This is a genomic window from Pseudomonas sp. LH1G9, from assembly GCF_002949975.1.
Taxonomy (GTDB): Bacteria; Pseudomonadota; Gammaproteobacteria; order Pseudomonadales; family Pseudomonadaceae; genus Aquipseudomonas; species Aquipseudomonas veronii.
Window position 1 is genome coordinate 200033 of sequence record NZ_CP026880.1, and the last position, 21367, is coordinate 221399.

24 protein-coding genes are annotated in these 21367 nt (G+C 60.1%); 12 read left to right on the forward strand and 12 right to left on the reverse strand.

Translation table 11 applies throughout. The annotated features are described in order from the left end of the window. Positions 1 to 31 precede the first annotated feature (31 nt). Together C5F70_RS00935 and C5F70_RS00940 are read right to left on the reverse strand one after the other, a co-directional pair. A complete protein-coding gene (locus C5F70_RS00935; RefSeq protein ID WP_104902583.1) occupies positions 32 to 1207 on the reverse strand; it encodes an aminotransferase class V-fold PLP-dependent enzyme in 1176 nt (391 codons plus the stop codon). 11 nt (positions 1208 to 1218) lie between these two features. After that, positions 1219 to 1455 carry a DUF3820 family protein gene (locus tag C5F70_RS00940; RefSeq protein WP_003213031.1) on the reverse strand — a complete coding sequence of 79 codons (237 nt, stop codon included), beginning with the start codon at positions 1453 to 1455 and terminating at the stop codon, positions 1219 to 1221. Positions 1456 to 1662: 207 nt separating this feature from the next. Here C5F70_RS00940 and C5F70_RS00945 point away from each other — a divergent pair, with 207 nt between their 5' ends. Then, a complete protein-coding gene (locus C5F70_RS00945; RefSeq protein ID WP_104902584.1) occupies positions 1663 to 2130 on the forward strand; it encodes a PA2169 family four-helix-bundle protein in 468 nt (155 codons plus the stop codon). A 54-nt stretch (positions 2131 to 2184) separates the two neighbouring features. On the opposite strand, the gene C5F70_RS00950 is transcribed toward C5F70_RS00945, so the two are convergent. Then, the gene (locus C5F70_RS00950; protein ID WP_017847194.1) at positions 2185 to 2655 is read right to left on the reverse strand and encodes a MaoC family dehydratase; all 471 of its coding nucleotides are present in this window, start codon (positions 2653 to 2655) and stop codon (positions 2185 to 2187) included. 57 nt (positions 2656 to 2712) lie between these two features. Then, entirely contained in the window at positions 2713 to 3657 is a 945-nt protein-coding gene (locus tag C5F70_RS00955) for an alpha/beta hydrolase (protein ID WP_104902585.1), read from the reverse strand. 210 nt (positions 3658 to 3867) lie between these two features. Between C5F70_RS00955 and fadD2 the strand changes: the two genes are divergently transcribed. Together fadD2 and fadD1 are read left to right on the forward strand one after the other, a co-directional pair. Further along, the gene (gene fadD2 / locus C5F70_RS00960) at positions 3868 to 5556 is read left to right on the forward strand and encodes a long-chain-fatty-acid--CoA ligase FadD2 (protein ID WP_104902586.1); all 1689 of its coding nucleotides are present in this window, start codon (positions 3868 to 3870) and stop codon (positions 5554 to 5556) included. Positions 5557 to 5939: 383 nt separating this feature from the next. Further along, the gene (gene fadD1 / locus C5F70_RS00965; RefSeq protein WP_017847197.1) at positions 5940 to 7631 is read left to right on the forward strand and encodes a long-chain-fatty-acid--CoA ligase FadD1; all 1692 of its coding nucleotides are present in this window, start codon (positions 5940 to 5942) and stop codon (positions 7629 to 7631) included. Positions 7632 to 7747: 116 nt separating this feature from the next. On the opposite strand, the gene C5F70_RS00970 is transcribed toward fadD1, so the two are convergent. Further along, positions 7748 to 8125: a hypothetical protein gene (locus C5F70_RS00970; protein ID WP_017847198.1), complete on the reverse strand. Its 378-nt coding sequence runs from the start codon at positions 8123 to 8125 to the stop codon at positions 7748 to 7750. A gap of 199 nt (positions 8126 to 8324) precedes the next feature. Between C5F70_RS00970 and C5F70_RS00975 the strand changes: the two genes are divergently transcribed. From C5F70_RS00975 to def, 3 genes are all read left to right on the forward strand, one after another. Beyond that, on the forward strand, positions 8325 to 8510 hold the full coding sequence (locus C5F70_RS00975) for a CsbD family protein (protein WP_046382290.1): 186 nt from the start codon (positions 8325 to 8327) through the stop codon (positions 8508 to 8510). A 180-nt stretch (positions 8511 to 8690) separates the two neighbouring features. Continuing rightward, entirely contained in the window at positions 8691 to 9641 is a 951-nt protein-coding gene (locus C5F70_RS00980; RefSeq protein WP_017847200.1) for a YihY/virulence factor BrkB family protein, read from the forward strand. 3 nt (positions 9642 to 9644) lie between these two features. Beyond that, positions 9645 to 10184, forward strand: a complete 540-nt coding sequence (def, locus tag C5F70_RS00985) for a peptide deformylase (protein ID WP_104904519.1) — start codon at positions 9645 to 9647, stop codon at positions 10182 to 10184. Positions 10185 to 10227: 43 nt separating this feature from the next. Here def and C5F70_RS00990 read toward each other — a convergent pair whose 3' ends face one another. The 5 genes from C5F70_RS00990 to C5F70_RS01015 form a co-directional block, all read right to left on the reverse strand. Further along, positions 10228 to 10644 (reverse strand): GNAT family N-acetyltransferase, encoded by a 417-nt coding sequence (locus C5F70_RS00990; RefSeq protein WP_046382292.1) that lies wholly within the window; start codon positions 10642 to 10644, stop codon positions 10228 to 10230. Positions 10645 to 11041: 397 nt separating this feature from the next. Next, positions 11042 to 11554 carry a hypothetical protein gene (locus tag C5F70_RS00995; protein ID WP_057004505.1) on the reverse strand — a complete coding sequence of 171 codons (513 nt, stop codon included), beginning with the start codon at positions 11552 to 11554 and terminating at the stop codon, positions 11042 to 11044. A gap of 177 nt (positions 11555 to 11731) precedes the next feature. Further along, on the reverse strand, positions 11732 to 12157 hold the full coding sequence (locus C5F70_RS01000; RefSeq protein ID WP_104902587.1) for a hypothetical protein: 426 nt from the start codon (positions 12155 to 12157) through the stop codon (positions 11732 to 11734). A gap of 211 nt (positions 12158 to 12368) precedes the next feature. Continuing rightward, positions 12369 to 13001 (reverse strand): glutathione S-transferase family protein, encoded by a 633-nt coding sequence (locus C5F70_RS01010; RefSeq protein WP_017847205.1) that lies wholly within the window; start codon positions 12999 to 13001, stop codon positions 12369 to 12371. Between the two features lie 175 nt (positions 13002 to 13176). Next, positions 13177 to 14208 (reverse strand): LacI family DNA-binding transcriptional regulator, encoded by a 1032-nt coding sequence (locus tag C5F70_RS01015; RefSeq protein WP_177410571.1) that lies wholly within the window; start codon positions 14206 to 14208, stop codon positions 13177 to 13179. Between the two features lie 213 nt (positions 14209 to 14421). On the opposite strand from C5F70_RS01015, the gene C5F70_RS01020 reads away from it, so the two are divergent. Continuing rightward, positions 14422 to 14955: a gluconokinase gene (locus tag C5F70_RS01020; RefSeq protein ID WP_017847207.1), complete on the forward strand. Its 534-nt coding sequence runs from the start codon at positions 14422 to 14424 to the stop codon at positions 14953 to 14955. Between the two features lie 84 nt (positions 14956 to 15039). Continuing rightward, the gene (locus tag C5F70_RS01025; protein WP_017847208.1) at positions 15040 to 16392 is read left to right on the forward strand and encodes a GntP family permease; all 1353 of its coding nucleotides are present in this window, start codon (positions 15040 to 15042) and stop codon (positions 16390 to 16392) included. Between the two features lie 141 nt (positions 16393 to 16533). On the opposite strand, the gene alaC is transcribed toward C5F70_RS01025, so the two are convergent. Beyond that, on the reverse strand, positions 16534 to 17751 hold the full coding sequence (alaC, locus tag C5F70_RS01030; RefSeq protein WP_017847209.1) for an alanine transaminase: 1218 nt from the start codon (positions 17749 to 17751) through the stop codon (positions 16534 to 16536). A 196-nt stretch (positions 17752 to 17947) separates the two neighbouring features. Here alaC and C5F70_RS01035 point away from each other — a divergent pair, with 196 nt between their 5' ends. After that, positions 17948 to 18430: a GyrI-like domain-containing protein gene (locus C5F70_RS01035; protein WP_017847210.1), complete on the forward strand. Its 483-nt coding sequence runs from the start codon at positions 17948 to 17950 to the stop codon at positions 18428 to 18430. A 107-nt stretch (positions 18431 to 18537) separates the two neighbouring features. On the opposite strand, the gene C5F70_RS01040 is transcribed toward C5F70_RS01035, so the two are convergent. Next, positions 18538 to 19032 carry a GNAT family N-acetyltransferase gene (locus tag C5F70_RS01040; protein WP_046489879.1) on the reverse strand — a complete coding sequence of 165 codons (495 nt, stop codon included), beginning with the start codon at positions 19030 to 19032 and terminating at the stop codon, positions 18538 to 18540. 144 nt (positions 19033 to 19176) lie between these two features. Between C5F70_RS01040 and C5F70_RS01045 the strand changes: the two genes are divergently transcribed. The 3 genes from C5F70_RS01045 to C5F70_RS01055 all read left to right on the forward strand — a co-directional run bounded on the left by C5F70_RS01045 (position 19177) and on the right by C5F70_RS01055 (position 21319). After that, on the forward strand, positions 19177 to 19596 hold the full coding sequence (locus C5F70_RS01045) for a nuclear transport factor 2 family protein (protein WP_104902588.1): 420 nt from the start codon (positions 19177 to 19179) through the stop codon (positions 19594 to 19596). A 42-nt stretch (positions 19597 to 19638) separates the two neighbouring features. Next, positions 19639 to 19983 carry a YciI family protein gene (locus C5F70_RS01050; protein ID WP_017847213.1) on the forward strand — a complete coding sequence of 115 codons (345 nt, stop codon included), beginning with the start codon at positions 19639 to 19641 and terminating at the stop codon, positions 19981 to 19983. Between the two features lie 118 nt (positions 19984 to 20101). Then, on the forward strand, positions 20102 to 21319 hold the full coding sequence (locus C5F70_RS01055) for an RNA polymerase sigma factor (protein ID WP_104902589.1): 1218 nt from the start codon (positions 20102 to 20104) through the stop codon (positions 21317 to 21319). The last annotated feature ends 48 nt before the right edge of the window (positions 21320 to 21367 follow it).

A 21367-nucleotide genomic window follows, 5' to 3' on the forward strand; every position in this document is an offset into this window, starting at 1 on the left:
GCAATCGGGAGCAAGCCCCCTCCCACATTTTTCAGTCCGCGCTGAGTGCGGTGATGGCGTTGATCAGTGCATGGATGTCTGCGGTTGATGTCGCCAACCCCGGTGTCACCCGGATACAGGTGCCGAACGCCGCTCCACTGCGGGTAGTGGTAAACAGGTTGTAGTCCCTGAGCAGGCGGTCCGCCATTACCGGCTGATCCCGCCCGATGAACTTGAACGCCGTGATCCCGCAATACAGTCGCGGGTCATCCGAGGTCAGCACTTCAATCCCCGGTAATGGCCGCACCTGGCGTACCCACAGATCCCGCAGGTAATTCATCCGTGCGCCTTTGGCCGCGGCGCCCCCCAATGCGCGGTGTTCTTCGAACACCAGCGGCAAGGTCATCAGCGCCGGGAAGTTCGGCGTGCTGTAGGGCGTGCGGGCGCGCACGTCGGTGATGGGGTAATGGAACTCACCCATGTCCGGGTCGATGTCGGCCAGGCGCTCGGTGGCTATATATAGAAAACCCAGGGTCAGCGGTGCGCCAATCCATTTGTGCAGGTTGAAGCCGGCGAACGCGATACCCAGTTCAGCGAGGTTGAACTCGATCTGGCCAAGGGCGTGGGCGCCGTCGAGGATCACGTCGACAGCGTGTTCGCGAGCCGCTCTGGCAATGGCTTCGACCGGCATGACCAAGCCGGTGCGGTGGGTCACGTAGGTCAACGCCATCAGTTTCAGGCGAGGGTATTGGACGAAGGCATCGCGATAGCTCTGCAGCAAGCTATCGAAACTGGCCGGGTGGGCGTGGGAAATTTCGATCACTTCCACCCCTCGGTAGCCGGCCAACCAGCGCATGGCGGCCTTGACCGTGTCGTATTCCAGGTCGCTGATCAGTACTTGGTCGCCCGGTTGCAGGCGGTTGTAGTTGCGGATCAGCGACTGCAAGGCTTCGGTGGCGTTGCGGGTGAAGGCGACCGATTCGGGGTCGGCGTCGATCAGTTCGGCCAGTTGGCGGCGGATCTCGACGTTTTCGCCCTGCTCGAAACGCTGGCGCACATGCACCGCGTTACTGCGGTTGATAAACGCGACGTGCTCGAGGTACTGCGCTTGCACCGCGCGGCTCATGCGCCCGAAGTAGCCGTTTTCCAGGTTGATCGGGCCTGGCTCCAGTGCATAGCGGTCGGCGATGGCCTGCCAGTGCGCTTCGTTGGCTGCATTGCATGGCATGGTGCGGGTTCCTAGTGACGAGGCGCGGGTTTGCCGTGTTTGGCGCGCAGTGGCTCCAGCAGTTCGGACAGGCCGTTGTGGTCGATTTCCTGCATCAAGGCCAGCAACCCGCCCAGCTCGCCGTGGGGGAAACCTTCGCGGGCGAACCAGTTCAGGTAGGGGCCGGGCAGGTCGGCGATGATCCGTCCCTTGTACTTGCCGAAGGGCATTTCGCGGGTGATCAGCAGTTCGAGTTTTTCGGGGTTCATGACGGCTCAGGCGTTTGCATCGAGGTCTTGGAAAATACAGGCATTCTGCATGAAGGCCAAATGACAGATCATGCAAATAACGCACATACAGATCGTTCAATTATTTTTAACTTATTGAAATTTAAAGAAAAAGTTATTTTTTAAAACCTGGCACGAGCGCTGCAATCATTAATGCAACCTTTCTCAACCCACATAAGGAATTGAAAAATGACTGATATCAATAAAGAGTCCATCTCCGTATTGAACGACCTGATCGAAACCAGCATCGACGGTCAAAAAGGTTTTAAAGAGTGCGCTGACGACATCAAGCATCCCGAACTCAAAGCGCTGTTTGCCAAGCGCTCCGCAGACTGCGCCACTGCCGCCGCCGAGCTGAAAACCGCCGTGCGTGCCCTGGGGGGCGACCCGGAACAGTCCGGCAGCGTTGCTGGCGCCCTGCACCGTGGCTGGGTCGATGTGAAGTCGATGGTCACCGGCAAAGACGAAGAGGCTGTGTTGAACGAAGCCGAGCGCGGTGAAGACCACGCCCTCAAGGCTTACAAAGCAGCGATCGAGAAGATCACCCAGCACAACCTAATGGGCATTCGTGACTTGGTTGAGCGCCAGTACCACGGCGTACAACGCAACCACGATCAGGTGAAAGCCTTGCGTAACCAGGCTCGCGCTCAGTCGTGAGCCGTCGCTGAATAAAAAATCCCCGCCGATGCGGGGATTTTTTATGGGAATTGATCAGCCGATGGTGATGGCTGGCAGTTCGGTCAATGTCACGACCTGTTGCTTGCGTGGCGCGAGGATTTCCGCTTCGCCATCCACCACCAGCTCATCGCGCTGGTTGAATACGCGGGTGGCGATACGCACGCGGAACTTCGGCAGCTTTTCGAGGATTTCCAGACGCACGGTCAGGGTATCGCCGATTTTCACCGGTTTCTGGAAGCTCATCTGTTGGCCGATATAGATCGTGCCCGGCCCAGGCAGCTCACAGGCAACCGCCGCGCTGATCAGGGCGCCGCTGAACATGCCGTGGGCGATTCGCTCCTTGAACATGGTCGCCTTGGCAAATTCCGCATCCAGGTGTACCGGGTTGTGGTCGCCGGACATCGCGGCGAACAGTTGGATGTCACGCTCTTCGACGGTCTTGCTGTAGCTGGCGGTCTGGCCGACTTCGAGGGCTTCGTATGGGGTGTTGGTTACCTGGGTCATCTAAAGGTGCATCCTGTGGCTAATCGATAATTTAATTGGCTGATTTTAAACGAAAAATTATTCGCAGCGAGTCGGCCTGCGCGAGGTCAGGGCCTGGTCGAGCCACGTCAGCACATCCGCAGTGACTTCGTCGCGGTTGGTTTCGTTGAATAGTTCGTGACGCGCCTGCGGGTAGATATTCAGTTGCAGGTTCTGGCAGCCGGCCTCACGCAGGGCATGGGCCAGTCTTTTCAGACGCTTGCCTTCACTCACCGGATCACATTCGCCGCCGATCACCAGGATCGGCAAGCCCGGATCGATCTGCGCGAGATTGGACGCTTTGCTGATTTGCTGCAAGCCGCCCAGCAGGTCGATCCACAGTTGGTTGGTGCAGCGGAACCCACAAAGCGGGTCGTGGCGGTAGCGGTCGACTTCGTCCGGGTCACGGCTGAGCCAGTCGAAAGCCGTGCGGTTGGGCTTGAACGCTTTGTTGAACGAGCCGAACGACAGGAACTCGATCAGCGCACTGCGGCCGCGCAAGCCCTGGCGCAGGCGTTCGGCACGGGCGATCAGCCGCGCGGCGCGGTACAGCGCCACCGGCTGGAAATTCGAACCACTGAGAATCGCCCCATGCAGGCTGGCGCTGTGGTGCAGCAGGTAAGCCTGGGCGATATAGCTGCCCATGCTGTGGCCCAGCAAAATGATCGGCACTCCCGGCAACTGCTGGCCGATGTGCTGGTTGAGGCTGGCCAGGTCGCCCACCACCTTGTTCCAGCCGTCCCGCTCGGCGAACAGGCCCAGCGTGCCCTCGTCGGCGGTGCGACCATGGCCGCGCTGGTCCAGGGCAAACACCCCGTAGCCCGCCCCACATAACGCTTCGGCCAGGCGCGCATAGCGACCGCCATGCTCGGCCATGCCGTGGGACACCATGATCAACGCCTTCGGCGGCGTGTCCGGCAGCCATTGATTGACGTACAGGCGGCTGTGGTCATTCGCGGTCAGCCAGAAGGTGGTGTGGTTCATGGCGCTTCCTTTGCTCGGGGTCATTGCAGTGTATAGCCCATCCTCGGCCAAGCGGCTGATCAGTACAGACCCTTGTAGGAAGATTCACGCTATCAATGACGCTATTGCCCGTATTTGCCTGTTTGGCCATAGCTGCTAACGTCCCCGAAGCTCCGCTTTTTATAGCAGCAGAAAAGCGGCCAGGCACATTCAGGTAAGAGGACAAGAATAATGCAACCTGATTTCTGGAATGACAAACGCGCGGCGGGCGTTCCCAACGAGATCGATCTGACCGCCTACAAGTCGGTGATTGAAGTCTTCGAGCGTTCCTGCAAGGCCTTTGCCGACCGCCCGGCGTTCAGCAACATGGGCGTCACCCTGACCTACGCCGAGCTTGAGCGCCAGAGTGCGGCGTTCGCCGGCTACCTGCAGCAGCACACCGACCTCAAGCCGGGCGATCGCATCGCGGTGCAGATGCCCAACGTGCTGCATTACCCGGTGGCGGTGTTCGGTGCGCTGCGCGCCGGGTTGATCGTGGTCAACACCAACCCGCTGTACACCCCGCGCGAGATGCGTCATCAGTTCAAGGACGCCGGCGTGCGCGGCCTGATCTACCTCAACCTGTTTGGTTCGCGGGTGCAGGACGTCTGCACCGACACCGAGATCGACTACCTGATCGAAGCCAGGATGGGTGACTTCATGCCAGCGGCCAAGGGCTGGCTGGTCAACACCCTCGTCGACAAAGTGAAGAAAATGGTCCCGGCCTATCACTTGCCGCGCGCGGTGTCGTTCAAGCGCGCCTTGCGCATGGGCGCAGGGCTGGGCGTGACGCGCCACCCGGTGAGCCTCGATGACGTCGCGGTGCTGCAATACACCGGCGGCACCACCGGCCTGGCCAAGGGCGCAATGCTCACCCATGGCAACCTGGTGGCGAACATGCAGCAGGTGCGCGCCTGCATGTCGCAGACCGGCGAGGATGGCCACCCGCTGATCAAGGAAGGCCAGGAGGTGATGATCGCGCCGCTGCCGCTGTACCACATCTATGCGTTCACCGCGAACTGCATGTGCATGATGGTTTCCGGCAACCACAACGTGTTGATCACCAACCCGCGTGACATCGCGGGCTTTATCAAGGAGCTGAAAAACTGGCGCTTCACCGGCTTGCTCGGGCTCAACACGCTGTTTGTGGCGTTGATGGACCATCCCGACTTCAAGAGCCTGGACTTCTCCAGCCTTAAACTCACCAACTCCGGTGGCACGGCGCTGATCAAGGCCACCGCCGAACGTTGGGAGCAACTCACCGGTTGTGCGATCGGCGAAGGGTATGGCCTGACGGAAACGTCGCCGGTGGCCAGCACCAATCCGTATGGCAGTCAGTCACGCCTGGGCACCGTAGGCATCCCGGTGCCGGGGACGGCGATGAAGGTGATCGATGATGAAGGCGCCGAGCAGCCCCTGGGCGAACGCGGCGAGCTGTGCATCAAGGGCCCGCAGGTGATGAAGGGCTACTGGCAGCAGCCGGCCGCCACCGCCGAGGCGCTGGACGCCGAGGGGTGGCTCAAGACCGGCGATATTGCCGTGATCGACGAAGATGGATTTGTACGCATCGTGGATCGCAAGAAGGATTTGATCATCGTCTCGGGTTTCAACGTTTACCCCAACGAGATCGAAGACGTAGTGATGGCTCACCCGGCGGTGGCCAACTGCGCGGTGATCGGCGTACCGGACGAGCGCACGGGGGAGGCGGTGAAGCTGTTTGTGGTGGCGCGTGCCGAAGGTGTGAGCCTTGAGGAGTTGAAGAACTACTGCAAGACCAACTTCACGGGGTACAAGGTGCCCAAGCACATCGTGTTGCGTGAGTCGTTGCCGATGACGCCGGTGGGCAAGATCCTGCGGCGCGAGTTGCGCGACATCGCCTGATGTGAAATGCAGTCGATGATGGGGGAGGGGGCTTGCCCCGATGGCAGTGGATCAGTCACCAAATGTGTTGGCTGATTCACTGCTATCGGGGGCAAGCCCCCTCCCACATTTGTCTGTGTTTATCCCGTTAAGCCCTGTTCTAGAGCCATTTTCAAGCGTATAGAATTTTTGCTCTAAAAATGACTATTAGTTATTCATGAGTCATGTTTATGACTGTAGGGCCCTCTTTTGGCTCTAGTCGGCCCTTGGCAAAGCTGCTACTCTCGGCGCGCTTTGTGACCTCTCGGCCTGCTTAAACGCGCCAGACTCACCTAAAAAACATACACCAATAATAATCGCATCAAATGCGATGATGAATTCGCGTCGCTGAGGAGTGGGCTTCCATGAACGTAGACTTTTGGAAGGATAAGTACCCCGCCGGGATTGCTGCAGACATCAATCCAGACGAGTATCCAAATATTCAGGCGGTACTGAAACAGTCCTGCCAGCGCTTCGCCAACAAACCGGCTTTCAGCAACCTGGGCAAGACAATCACCTACGGTGAGTTGTACGAATTGTCCGGCGCTTTCGCCGCGTACCTGCAACAGCATACCGATTTGAAGCCTGGCGATCGAATCGCCGTGCAACTGCCCAACGTCCTGCAATACCCAGTCGCCGTGTTCGGTGCCATCCGTGCCGGCCTGATCGTGGTCAACACCAACCCGCTGTACACCGCGCGGGAAATGGAACACCAATTCAACGACTCCGGGGCCAAGGCCCTGGTCTGTCTGGCCAACATGGCGCACTTGGCTGAAAAAGTCGTGCCCAAGACTGCCGTCAAACACGTGATCGTCACCGAAGTCGCCGACCTGCTGCCGCCGCTCAAGCGCCTGCTGATCAACAGCGTCATCAAGTACGTGAAGAAAATGGTCCCGGCCTATCACTTGCCCAAGGCGATCAAGTTCAACGACGTGCTGGCCAAGGGGCACGGCCAACCGGTCAATGATGTCAGCCCGGCCAGCAGCGACGTGGCGGTGCTGCAATACACCGGCGGCACCACCGGCGTGGCCAAGGGCGCGATGCTGACCCACCGCAACCTGGTGGCGAACATGCTGCAGTGCAAGGCGCTGATGGGCTCCAACCTCAATGAAGGCTGCGAGATCCTGATCACTCCGCTGCCGCTGTACCACATCTATGCGTTCACCTTTCATTGCATGGCGATGATGTTGATCGGCAACCACAACATCCTGATCAGCAACCCGCGCGACCTGCCGGCGATGGTCAAGGAGCTGTCGAAGTGGAAGTTCAGCGGCTTTGTCGGCCTGAACACGCTGTTCGTGGCGCTGTGCAACAACGAAGGCTTCCGCAAGCTGGACTTCTCTGCGCTGAAAGTCACCCTGTCTGGCGGCATGGCCCTGCAACTGGCCGCGGCTGAGCGCTGGAAGGCCGTGACCGGCTGCGACATCTGCGAAGGCTACGGCATGACCGAGACCAGCCCGGTGGCGACGGTCAACCCGATCCAGAAGATCCAGATCGGCACTATCGGCATTCCGGTGCCGTCGACCTTGTGCAAAGTCATCACCGATGACGGCGTCGAGCTGGGCCTGGGCGAGGTCGGCGAGTTGTGCGTCAAAGGCCCGCAAGTCATGAAGGGCTACTGGCAGCGCGAAGACGCCACCGCCGAGATCCTCGACAGCGAAGGTTGGTTGAAGACCGGTGACATCGCGATCATCCAGCCGGACGGCTACATGCGGATTGTCGACCGTAAAAAAGACATGATTCTGGTCTCCGGTTTCAACGTCTATCCCAACGAACTCGAAGACGTGCTGGCGACCCTGCCGGGCGTGCTGCAGTGCGCGGCCATTGGTGTGCCGGACGAGAAGTCCGGGGAGCACATCAAGATCTTCATCGTGGTCAAGCCGGGCGCCACCCTGACCAAGGACCAGGTGATGGAGCATATGCGTGCCAACGTCACCGGCTACAAGGTGCCCAAGGCCGTGGAATTCCGCGATGCCTTGCCGACCACCAACGTGGGCAAGATCCTGCGTCGCGAATTGCGTGATGAAGAACTGAAGAAACTGGGCCTGAAAAAGTAAACCAGGCCTAAATGTGGGAGGGGGCTTGCTCCCGATAGCGGTGGTTCAGTCACTCGATGCAGTGGCTGACACTCTGCCATCGGGAGCAAGCCCCCTCGCACATTCTGACGGCGTTCCTACAGGGTGAATGGCGCGAAGCTGACGCCTGCACCGGCTGGGCGTACATCCTTGAGGAACGAGTCCTTGTCCGCGCTCAGCTCCAGGGTAATCTCTGGCTTGCGCTTGCCCGCATTGCGCACTACCAAGCCTTCGAGCTTTTCACGCAGGAACACCGTCGGCACCTTCAGGTGCAGCAACTGGTCAGTCTCGGCGTTGTGCAGCAACAAGTGAATCCACTCGTACTGGCCCACCGCGATCCGCGCCACCGGCAGGTCGAACCACCAGATGTTGCGTTTGCGGTCCAGGTCGGTGAAGTGGCAGTTGTTGACGCCGAGTACGGCACCGCCCAGTTCCTGGTTTCTGCGGGCGATGGCCTGTGCTTTATTGAGTTTCATAACCTTCCTACGGGATCTGTTATTCAGCGTTGTAGCCTGAATGTGCCGGGCATTCTCGTGGGTTGGCCGCAAAACATAAAGCCAAACCTGCTGTCGGCGATGAAATGCCCGCGTAAAAATAATTGAAACTCTGCCGAACGGCCCTGGGTCAATCTCTAGGTAATGACCAAAACCCCTCGATTGTTCCAGGAGAAATACCATGAGCAGCACATCGGATAAGGTAAAAGGCGTCGCCAACGAAGCAGTCGGCAACATCAAGCAAGGTGTCGGCAAAGTGACCGGCAACGACAAGCTGCGCGCTGAAGGGGTGGTCCAGGAAAAGAAAGGCGAAGTGCAGAAAGCCGTGGGTGATATCAAGGATGCGGTGAAGAAAGCGATCAAGTGACCCTGATTCGCCGGTTGGATTCACCCAGCCCGACGGCCATCCACGGATGGCCGTTTTTGTGTCACCTGAAGCGGTTAATCTTTCGAAATTGTTTCAATGTCGCCAAATAGGCTACCTTGATGTAGAAAACGGCCCCTGAGTCGCCCACGAACCTGACTTTTTGCGGCGAAAGGAGACGCTATGATTTTCCCGGTACTCGATGGTCTCAAGCTGCACCAGGTGCTGGTACGCACGGTCAAGGAATTCGTCAACGACGAGATGTCCACCTACGCCTCGGCACTGGCCTACCAGATGCTGTTTTCGTTGTTTCCGTTCCTGCTGTTTCTCATCGCGTTGATCGGTTTCCTGCATTTGCCGGACTTCTTCACCTGGCTGCGCCTGCAGTCGGAACTGGTGTTGCCGCCCCAGGCCCTCGAGCAGGTCAACCCGGTGATCGACCAGTTGCAGCAGTCCAAGGGCGGCCTGCTTTCGGTGGGTATCGTGATTGCCCTGTGGACCGCGTCGGCCGGCGTGCGCCTGATGATGAGCGCGATGAACGCCGCCTACGACGTGATCGAAGGCCGGCCGATCTGGAAGCGTTTCCCGCTGTCGATTTTCTACACCGTCGGCATCGCTGGCATGTTGCTCGCCGCCGCCGCGCTGATGGTGCTCGGCCCGCAGGTCATGGAATGGCTGGCAGGGCAGATCGGCATGCAGGAATTCGTGGTCACGCTGTGGACCATCCTGCGCTGGCCGCTGATTGTGATCCTGCTGATGTTCGCCGTGGCCCTCATGTATTACGTGATGCCTGACGTGCAGCAGAAATTCCGCTTCATCACCCCAGGCTCGGTGCTGGCGGTGGTGGTGTGGATCGTCGCGTCCCTGGGCTTTGGCTACTACGTCAAAACCTTCGCCGACTACAACGCCATGTATGGCAGCATCGGCGCGATCATTGTTCTGCTCCTGTACTTCTATATTTCCGCCGCCGTGTTGTTGCTGGGGGCGGAGATGAATGCCGTGATCGAGCACATGTCGGCCGAAGGCAAGGACCCGGGAGAAAAGACATTCGATGAAAACACCCATGCCGGTGAAAAAAAGCACGTCTCCGGTCTTGGCCGAGACCATTCCAAGCCCACTCCCGATGAAGTCTGATTGATGATCCGTGAAATCCTGAAAATGGGCGATGAGCGCCTGCTGCGTATCGCCCCGCCGGTTCCACCGGAAATGTTCGACAGCCCCGAACTGTGGCAACTGATCGATGACATGTTCCAGACCATGGAGCACGTCGGCGGTGTCGGCCTGGCCGCGCCGCAGATCGGTGTTGACCTGCAACTGGTGATCTTTGGTTTCGAGAGCAGCGAACGCTACCCGGATGCGCCGGCCGTACCACAGACGATTTTGATCAACCCACTGATCACGCCGCTCAGTCCGATCATGGAAGAGGGCTTCGAAGGCTGCCTGTCCGTGCCCGGCCTGCGTGGCGCGGTGGACCGTTACCAGCAGATCCGCTACGAAGGTTTCGACCCCAAGGGCGAACCGATCATCCGCATTGCCGATGGCTTCCATGCGCGGGTGGTGCAGCACGAGTGCGATCACCTGATCGGCCGCTTGTACCCGTCGCGGATTACCGATTTCAGCAAGTTCGGGTTCATCGAGGTGATGTTCCCCGACATGGACCCGACGGCCGACGAATAGCCTCCTGACACAACGCAACGTCAACCTCAGCTCCCACGGGAGGTTACAAGGCGCGTTCCATGCCCATCGCGATCATCGGCTTGTTGCGCTTGTAGCGCACCAACCGTTCGCTGAGGGACTGCGGCAGCACGGTATCCTGGGTGAACCCCATGCGTTGATACCAGCCTTCCAGGTCCGGATGACACATCAGCCAGACCGTACCCTCCCCATCGGCCACCGCTTGACGAATCAAGCGCGCCGCCAGCCCCTGACCGCGATAGGCCGGGTCGACAAACACCCCGGTCAGCCATTGCCCGCCCACCACCGGCGTCAGGCATAAGCCGGCGACTATCTCGCGGTCCCGCGCCACCCACAGACGTCCGCCCTTGAGTGCCTTCATCGGCGAATCGTGGTGGCGATAAAACTTGTTCAGCAGCGGCCACAGGGGCTCTGCCAGCGGTTCGATGTGCAATTCGGGCATGGTGTTCAGGCAGGCGTTATCCAGGGCCGGGGATTATAAGCGCCTAATGTGCGGCAATAGGTGGTATACCCATTGTTACATCCCCTGTAAGTGGAGCATGCATCATGGCCAAAGGTATGGATTCAAAGAAAGCCGCGAAGAAGAAACCGGCAAAGACCGCCGATGAAAAACGCGCTGACAAGAAAGCCAAGAAATCCGAGACAGGGCTGTTCGGTCACTGAGTTGAACGTGTAGAAGCCTACGATCTGCAAGATGTTCCCGCCTTACCGCACAGAGCAGGACACACCTGCTCTGAGCTGTCGATGCCCAACTAGCGTGATGGCACCCAGTGCCGGGAAATCAACGTCCTGGCACACGGCGTTACTGCGCGACCGAATGGCCCCGCTGGCCGGGTCGCTTAGATCGCGGCCAAGGTCTCTTTCACCGATTGCGCTTGTGGCTCTGCCGTCTTCACGGCTACCTGCTGCTCTTGCTGTTGCTTCAGACGATCAGCCACTTGCTTGGCGATTGCATCCTGTTTTTCCTGCGGCATTGTCTGCACCTCCGCCTCGGTCAACCCCTGCTCCTTGAGCAACTGTTCGCGAATGCGTTCGGCCGGGGTTTTGCTCATGTAATCGGTGAAGTCTGCGCGCGCGGCACTCGTGGTAGAACCGGCTGCGGGCACATCCGTGGTCGCCGGGGTGGCGGCCGTTGAGGCCTGCAACTGCACGCGGGTCTTGGCGAAGGCTTCGTCGATGCGGTCGGCGGCCTTGTCCAGTTGGGTCTGCGCGGCGGGTACGCTCACACTTTGCTGCGCCGTTTGCAGGGCACCGCTGTACAGCGTGCTGGCGGCGGCGTTGGCGGGGTCCATGTCGGGGCGCTTGAGCTTTTCGACGGTCGACAAGGCTTGAGTGTTGTTGTTAATCAGCATGATCGGGCACCTATGCAAATGTTCGATGCGTCAGCTGGAGCAAATAGCGTGCCGGGTGCACAGCCCCGGTTTTACGGGGGGCTGGCATGGCGCTAGCGGCAAACATTGTTCTGGCGCCGGCCAAACGTTGCCGTCGACAGGCCATCTTGTGCAGTACCTTCCCGGTGGCAGGGCCGTTCAGTCGTGTTTGAAGTCCTCGACGATGAACGACCCGCTCGTGAAGTCCATTTCCAGGGCATGGTGAAGTGCCGCCGTTTTGGCCTTGAAGTGAAAGGACGCCTTCAGGAGGCGGCCTTGCAGGTACAACACGGTGAATTTTCCGCTGGTTGCCAAATAGGTGCCCTGTTCGCCTGACCTCGTGTCGTCAAATTCAAGCCTTACCTTGTGGTCTTCACTGGCCGTTGCACCAATCTCGTAGGTCTCGCCTTCCTTGATATTTTGGTCAATGCTGATTTTAAGCAGGGCGAAATCGGTCATGATCCCGACTGTTGAATTAAAGCCTGACCCGCCATTCAAATGAGCTACAAAGTTTGTGCTAAAGGGAACCGTCCATCCGGCTATTACCCCAGAGATTGCATCGTTTTTACCCAGTACCGAACCCATGATTGCTTCTCCATATTCAAGGGGCAATGTGTTGCACATTGCGTGTGCTTATGAATAGGCGAAGAGGAGAAACGGGGCTACTGTCAGACCTGACAGGTCCCTGCACTTTCCTGACAGACGGTCTTTCGATGTTTCGAAAAAACCTCTTGCGATTCTGCCGCAGGCACCTGTGAGCTGTGCGTTGAGTCCTTTCACGCTGCTGTCTTTGTGATCAGTCATGGCCGTCGAGGGCGAAGGTCTTAAAGCCGGCATGCTGGCCAAGGCGCTGGTAATACGCGGCAACTGCCGGGTAGGACGGGCGCTCCATCGGCGTCATCTGCCAGCGGTGAACCGAGAGGCCGATGAGGATGTCAGCCAGGGTGAATTCGTCGCCGGCCACGTAGGCACCGGTTTTTGCCAATTGTTGTTCCAGCAGGCCCATCTTGTCGTGCCAGGCTTGCACGCCTGCCTTGATGCGTTGCGGGTCCTGATGATCGGGGCTGTTGCGCACCAAGGCCTGGAAGGCATAACCCCAGGACGGGTTGAGTTCGGTGGCTTGCCAGTCCATCCACTGCTCGACCCGGGCGCGAGGGGCGGGCTCGAGAGGCAGCAGGTCGTGGCGTTGGTAGAGGTTCACCAGATAGCGACAGATGGTGTTGGACTCCCACAGCACACCGTGGTCGTCGATCAGCACCGGCACTTGGGCGTTGGGGTTCAGGGCAAGGAATTCGGCGGATTGGGTCGGCTTGAAGCCGATGCCCCAGTCTTCGCGCACATAGTCGATGCCCAGTTCCTGGCAGGTCCAGAGCACTTTGCGCACGTTGATGGACGAAGCGCGACCCAAGATTTTCAGTGAGTGTCCCATGGTGCTTCTCTGGCAGTGGAGAACACTCAATCTAGCAGGGGTCGGACATTACGGCGATGCCTTCAAGCAGGCACGGTTAAAAATGTGTGTGGGGCCATGGCTTTGCCCACTGGCAATACGCTCAGCTCCCTCAACTGATGAATTGCCAGGGCAACATCGCAATGTCAGCCGCGTCCTACGTGCTCTCCCGCACCTGCAACTCAAACCCCATGTCCACCACCGGCTTGGCGATCTTGTTCCCCGCCATGACCGTCAGCAGATGCTCCGCCGCGCGCCGACCGATGGCCTCGCGCGGCGTGCTGATGCTGCTCAGGCGCGGCACCATGAAGGAGGAGGCGGGCAGGTCGTTGAAACCCAGCACGGCTACGCGCCCCGGGACGTTGATGCCGTGACGCAGGGCTTCGAGCAGCGCGCCCTGGGCCAGGTCGTCGTTGCCGAAGAAGATCGCATCCACATCCGGATGGGCCGCCAGCAACTGCAAGAACAACTCGCCGCCCAGGCCCACGGAGGAGGAGCGTGGCGTCAACAGTTCCAGCGCCGGGTCGTACAGCCCGGCCTGTTGCAACGCACGGCGGAAGCCTTCGCCGCGCAGCAAGGTGCGTTGGTCCAGTTGCGCGCCGATATACGCCAGGCGCTTGCGCCCACGGGACAGCAAATGTGCTGCTGCCGTCTCACCCGCCGCCAACTGCGAAAAGCCCACGCAGTTCACGCCAGCGTTGGGGTCCAGATCCATCATGTACACGCACGGCACATTGCTGGCCTCGACCATCCGTCGCGCGCTTTCGGTCCGATCGAACCCGGTCAGCAGCAAACCCCGCGGCTGGTAGGCCATGTAGTTGCGCAGCAAGGTCTCTTCTTCGTCGCGGGAATAGTGGGAGTTGCCGATCAGCACTTCAAAGCCCTTGGGCCGCAGCACCTGGTGGATCGCTTCGAGGGTTTCGATAAACAACAGGTTGGACAGCGAGGGCACCAGCACCACCACCGAATGGCTCTGGGCCGAGGCCAGGGCGCGGGCGGCGGGGTTGACCACGTAGTTCAACTCGGCGGCGGCCCGTTGCACTTTTTCCACCAGTTCGGTGGCCACGGTGCTGATGCCACGCAAGGCGCGGGAAGCGGTAATCGGGCTGACGCCGGCCAGGCGGGCGACTTCATTGAGGGTCGGGCGACCCGTGGTGCGTGTATTTTTATCGTTCTTGGAGGTCATCAGGCGGCTTGCCAAACAAAAATCGAGGCACTAAGGTAGCGCTGTCTCCAAACGGCTGCAAATGCTTGAATGCTGGGTTGCCTGATCCAGTTCAAATGCTTGGAGCGGATGCACGCGTCACTCCATAAAAAAAGACAAGACGGCGCGGGAAAAGCCTGTTTTTGCACTAGCCTTACAGCGTGCAAAGGTAGCGCTATCTGCGTCCTGAGGTGTTTCATGAGTCAACCTGTTACCGCCCTGGTCATCATGGGTGTCGCCGGCTGCGGCAAGACCAGCGTCAGTGAGGCCGTGTGCCGCCTGAACGGTGCCACCGCCATTGAAGGCGACAGCTTTCACCCCGCCGCGAACATCGAAAAAATGAGCGCCGGCCACCCCCTCGACGACAACGACCGCGCCGGCTGGCTCGACATCCTGTGCGATGAGTTACGCCGTTCGCTCAAGGCCGGCGAACACCCGGTCCTCACCTGTTCCGCATTGAAAAAGAAATACCGCGACCACCTGCGCGAAGCCGCGCCGGGCCTGGGCTTTGTGTTTCTGGAACTGAGCCGCGAAGTCGCCGCCGACCGCGTGTCCCATCGCCCCGGGCATTTCATGCCGGCAAGCCTGATCGACAGCCAGTTCGCCACCCTTGAATCGCCCATCGGCGAGCCGCTGACCCTGGCCCTCAACGCCAGTGAAGACAGCGTCGAGGCGTTGGCCGAGCAAACCCATGCGTGGTGGTGCAAACACGGTTTTGAACCCGCTCATTAATTTTTGTGTCGGAAAAGATAGCGCTATCTCCGACAACAAATTCAACACCCGCTTTAATAACAACAACAAACAGGAGAGACCCCCATGTTTGGCATGTCCCACGAGTCCTACCTGCTGCTTGATGCAGTGGTCACTATCATTGGTCTGATCTTCTTGATCACCAAGTTCAAGGTTCACCCGTTTATCGCGTTGATCATCGCCGCCGGCTTCCTTGGCCTGACCTCGGGCATGCCCGTGGACAAGATCATCAAGGCCTTCCAGGACGGCTTCGGCGGGGTGCTCGGCTTTGTCGGCATTATCCTCGCGCTGGGTACGATGCTCGGCAAGATGATGGCCGAATCTGGCGGTGCCGATCAGATCGCCCAGACCCTGATCCGCGCCTTCGGTAAGGAAAAGGTCCAGTGGGCGATGATGTTCGCCGCGTTCCTGGTGGGTATCCCGCTGTTCTTCGAGATCGGTTTTGTGTTGCTGATCCCGCTGGTGTTTATCGTCGCGCGCCGTACCGGCGTGTCGCTGATCAAGATCGGCATCCCGTTGCTCGCCGGCCTGTCGGCGGTCCATGGCCTGGTGCCACCGCACCCGGGCCCGCTGCTGGCCATCGGCGTGTTTGGCGCGGACATCGGCAAGACCATTCTGTACGGCCTGATCGTCGCGCTGCCGACTGCCATCATCGCCGGCCCGATCTTCGGTACGTTTATCGCCAAGTACATCCCGGGCAATCCGTCCCAGGAACTGGTCGACCAACTGGCCCGTGAGTCGGAGCACAAGACGCTGCCGAGCTTCAGCATCACCCTGATCACCGTGCTGCTGCCGGTGTTCCTGATGCTGCTGAAAACCTTCGCCGACATCGCCTTGGCCGACGGTCATGTGGTGCGCAACTGGATGGACATGATCGGTCACCCGATCAGTGCCTTGCTGCTGGCGTTGCTGCTGTCGCTGTACACCTTCGGTCATCGCCAGGGCATCCACTCCAAGCAGATCCTCAAGTTGCTCGACGCCAGCCTGGCGCCGACCGCCGCGATCATCCTGATCATCGGTGCCGGTGGTGGTTTCAAACAGATGCTGGTGACCAGCGGCGTGGGCGACGTGATCGGCCATATGGCGGTGAACGCGCAGATCAACCCGATCCTGCTGGCGTGGCTGGTGGCGGCGGTGATTCGGGTGGCGACCGGTTCGGCGACAGTCGCGACCATCACTGGCGCAGGCATCGTGGTGCCGGTGGTCGGCATGATTCCGGGGGTTAACCGCGAGCTACTGGTGTTGGCGACGGGGGCGGGTTCGTTGATCCTGTCTCACGTCAACGATGCGGGGTTCTGGCTGGTGAAGCAGTACTTCAACATGACCGTGGCCGAGACGTTCAAGACCTGGACGGCGATGGAGACCATCTTGTCGGTGGTGGCGCTGATCTTCATCATGTTGCTGTCGTTGGTGGTGTGACAGACACACCGTAAGGCAAGGGTGCAAACCCAATCCAAATGTAGGAGGGGGCTTGCCCCCGATAGCGGTGTTTCAGTCACCCGATACAGTGACTGACACCCTGCCATCGGGAGCAAGCCCCCTCCCACATGTTTGACTGAGTTAGACGCCGGTTTTTGGTAAGAGGCCATCGGCGCGGAACATCCCGCGAATCCCGCGTACCGCCTGGCGAATCCGGTCCTGGTTCTCGATCAGTGCAAAGCGCACATGGTCGTCGCCATATTCACCAAAGCCAATCCCCGGCGACACGCACACCTTGGCTTCGAGCAGCAGCTTCTTGGCAAACTCCAGCGAGCCCATGGCGGCATACGCTTCGGGGATCTTCGCCCAGACGTACATCGACGCCTTGGGATTCTCCACCATCCAGCCCAACTCATGCAGGCCTTTGACCAGTACATTGCGGCGCTGGCGGTACTGCTCGGCGATGTCTTTCACGCACTGTTGGTCGCCTTCCAGCGCGGCAATCGCCGCCACTTGCAGCGGGGTGAAGGTGCCGTAGTCGTGGTAGCTCTTGATCCGCGCCAGGGCGTTGACCAGTTCTGCGTTGCCCACCATGAAACCAATGCGCCAGCCGGCCATGTTGTAGCTCTTGGACAGGGTGAAAAACTCCACCGCAATGTCCTTGGCGCCCGGCACCTGCATGATCGACGGGGCTTTCCAGCCGTCGTAGACGATGTCGGCGTAGGCCAGGTCATGCACCACCAGCACGTCGTACTGCTTGGCCAGGGCGATCACCCGCTCGAAGAAATCCAGCTCCACGCACTGCGCGGTCGGGTTGGACGGGAACCCCAGGATCATCATCTTCGGCTTGGGAATCGAACCGCGAATCGCCCGTTCCAGCTCGGCAAAAAAGTCCACGCCCGGAATCAACGGCACCGAACGCACCTGGGCGCCGGCAATCACGGCACCGTAGATATGAATCGGGTAGCTCGGGTTGGGCACCAGTACGGTGTCGCCCTGGTCCAGGGTGGCCAGCATCAAGTGCGCCAGGCCTTCCTTGGAACCGATGGTGACGATGGCTTCCGACTCGGGGTCGATATCCACTTCATAACGGTCCTTGTACCAGCGCGAAATCGCCCGGCGCAGGCGCGGAATGCCTTTGGAGGTGGAGTAACCGTGGGTGTCTTCACGCTGGGCGACGGTGACCATTTTTTCCACGATATGTGGTGGGGTCGGGCCGTCAGGGTTGCCCATGCTCAAGTCGATGATGTCTTCGCCGCGCCGACGCGCAGCCATCTTCAGCTCGGCAGTGATATTGAAAACGTAGGGGGGGAGTCGATCTATGCGCGCAAAGCGGCGCGGCAAACCTTGGTCGGCCATTGTTGCCTCGAAAGTACGTAAGCGCCCGGAACCGTCCGAGCGACGTCGGCCACTGCGGTGGCCTGCGGGGCAGACAATACGGTTGATGATGGCCAGTTGTCCAGATGCGTAGGAACAATTTCTACATGCAGTGCAATCCGGATATACCCCTATACTCAATACGGGTTTGTTCTCTCATAAGAAGGAGACTGTTCAGATGGATCAGCAGACGCAACAACCGTTAGAGCCGCGCATGGAAGAGGGCAAGGCCCTGGTGATCGCCGGGGTGCAAGGGCATTATTCGAAGGCCACCACCGGGGATATTCCCAAGTTGTGGGGCGTGTTTGACGAGAGCGTCAAATACATCAAAAAGCGTTTGGGCGGTTTTACCTACGGGGTTTGTCATAACCCCAGACACGATGAGTTCGACTACATCGCAGGGGTTGAAGTCCCCGCCAAGGGTGATGTGCCGAGCAATTTCGAGTTCATCGAAATCCCGCCGCATCACTATGCCGTGTTCGCGCACTACGGCGAGGTACACGCGTTGCCGCAGACCTACGAGCGGATCATGTTCGAATGGTTGCCGCATTCCGGGTACAAGGTTGCCGGCGTGGATTTTGAGCGGTACAGCGCGGATTTTGATGTGAGAAAGGGCCTCGGCACCGTGGAGGTCTGGCTGCCTGTGGAAGCAAAGGCCTGAAGCGCCGGCCGAAGATGATGGCGACTCTTCGGCCGTTTTTCCTGCGCGGGAATGCTCATGATCCAGCGTGCCCTCAAGCGTTGGTCGCTGTCATCTCAACGTGACATCTACTGCGGCTCCAAGCCCCGACTCAAACGGCGTTCATACCCGCCCCGGCCCTTGTATGCCTCCCCGCGATCCACCCAGCCCAGCCCCAGGTACAAGCCCATCGCCGCGACATTGAGCGTGTCCACCGACAACTCCAGCGCCTTGATCTGCGGCCAGGCCTGAAGCGCCGCCGCGGGTAGCGCCTGCAGGCAGGCTTTGCCAAATCCCCGGCCCTGTTGGCTGCGATCCACCTGTAACGCGTGCAGCGTGGCGCTGTGGGCATCGGCCCAATGGGGCAGGCATGGCGGGCATTTGAGCAGGAGGAAGGCCACGGGCACATCGTCGGCCAGCAGCGCAAAGCCTTTGATGCCGGGGCTGGGGTTGACCAGCAGGGTGTTGAGTGCGCAATACATGTCGCCGCAAAACGGCAACTGCTCAGGGTGAACTTCGATCGCGCCGACTTGCTGTGTTTGCACAGCGTTCAGCGCCTCGTAGGCGACAAGGCGGGTTTGCATCGGGGCGTCCGAACGGCTGCAAAGAAGGGCGCAGTCTATCGGGTTTGCGCGCTGCGAGATTTTTTTTCAGCGCGCTGTCGATCGGGCGGCGGGCCATTCGACTAAGGGTGTCTCTGAAGATTTTCACCCCCCAGGAGTATCGCCATGAACACTGCAATCCACACCCTGATCAAACAATGGAAACAAGCCGTCGTCGCCAAGGACATCGATAAGATTGTCAGCTTTTACGCCGACGATATCATCGCGTTCGACGCGGTTAGCGCCCTGCAGTTCAAGGGCAAGGCGGCCTACCGCGCGCACTGGCAGGCGTGCATGGACGTCTGCCCCGGCCCCGGTGTGTTCGACTTCCATGAGTTGCATATCGTCGCCGCCGACAACAGCGCCTTTGCCCATTGGCTGGCTCACTGCGGTGGCACCGGCCCGGACGGCGTGCTCAAGACCTGCTGGATGCGCGTCACCGTCGGTTACCAGCGTGTCGACGGCCAATGGAAGGTGGTGCATGAGCATTGGTCGGCCCCCTTCGACATGGCCACCGGCGTCGCGCTGTTCGACCTGAAACCTTGAGCCCCGCGAACTATAGTCAGTAGTCCGAAAACGGAGAACGCCATGAAATACCTGTGCCTGATCTACAGCAACGAACAGGTGTTGCACACCGCGCCGGACAGCCCGGCCGACCCGGAGTGTTTCGCCTACGCGCAGTCCGTCCAAAAGAGCGGGCGCATGCTCGCCGCCGAGCCGCTGGAGTCGGTGAGCACCGCCACCACTGTGCGTATGCGCAATGGCAAGCTGTCGATCACCGACGGGCCGTTTGCCGAAACCAAGGAGCAGCTCGCGGGGTTTTACCTGATCGAAGCCCGGGACTTGAACGAAGCGCTCCAGGTCGCCGGCGGCATTCCGGCGGCCCGGGTCGGCAGTGTGGAAGTACGCCCCGTGCGCCAATTGAATCTCTGAACACAAAACACCCATAAACAGGAGGTTTACCCATGAACACTCAACCTGCCGAATGTGAAAGGTCCATTAAACCTGGGGGCGGCGCGCCCAATCGCCCGGTGACCCGGGATCTGCCCGATTGACCCCTCCGATCGAGACGATTTACCGCCGCGAATCACGGCGCGTGCTGGCGACGCTGATTCGCCTGCTCGGCGATTTCGACCTGGCCGAGGAAGCGCTGCACGAGGCGTTCCTGGTCGCCATGCAGCGCTGGGAGCACGACGGCGTGCCGAGCAATCCACGGGCGTGGCTGGTCTCGACCGGGCGCTTCAAGGCCATCGATCGCCTGCGCCGCCAGGCCCGTTTCACCCCGTTATTGCAGGCGCAGGCCGATGCGCTGGCAGCGGCCGATTGGGACGACGAAGACGTGGAAGACGACCGCCTGCGCCTGATCTTCACCTGCTGCCACCCGGCGCTGGCGGCTGACGCCCAAGTGCCGTTGACCCTGCGTGAAATCTGCGACCTGACCACCGAAGAAATCGCCCGCGCCTTTCTGGTCCCGCCGGCCACCATCGCCCAGCGGATCGTGCGGGCCAAGGGCAAGATCCGCGAGGCGAAGATTCCCTATCAGGTGCCGTCGCTGGTCGAATTGCCCGAGCGCCTCGACAGCGTGCTGCGTGTGATTTACCTGGTGTTCAACGAAGGCTACTCGGCGTCGATGGGCGCGGATCTCACACGCGACGATCTGACCCGTGAAGCCATCCGCCTCGGCCGTTTGTTGCTGGAGTTGCTGCCGGAGCCGGAAGTCATGGGCTTGCTGGCGTTGATGCTGCTGCACGAGTCGCGCCGCCCGGCGCGGACCTCGGCCAGCGGCGAGTTGGTGCTCCTGGACGAACAGGACCGAGCATTGTGGGATGCATCCCTGATTGCCGAAGGCTGCGCACTGGTGGAGCAAGCGCTGACGACCCGGCGCTTTGGGCCCTATGGCTTGCAGGCGGCGATTGCGGCGGTACATGCCGAAGCGCCGAGTGCCGAGCACACCGACTGGCCGCAGATTGTCGGGCTATACGATGTGTTGCTCCGCGACGTGCCGTCGCCCGTGATCGAACTGAACCGCGCAGTGGCGCTGGCCATGCGCGATGGGCCGTTGGCCGGGTTGCAACAGGTGGAGGCGATTCTGGCGCGGGGCGAATTGCTGGACTATCACCTGGCGTATTCGGCGCGTGGCGAATTCTGCCGACAATTGGGGCGGCTGGACGAGGCGCGGCTGGCGTATGAAAAAGCCCTGTCTCTGACCCGGCAAACCCCGGAAAAGCACTTCCTCGCACGCCGCCTGGCCAGCCTGACCCCGATCTAGCGCCCAACGCATTTCCACAGTGGGACCACCAAGCCCTGCCTGCTCTGG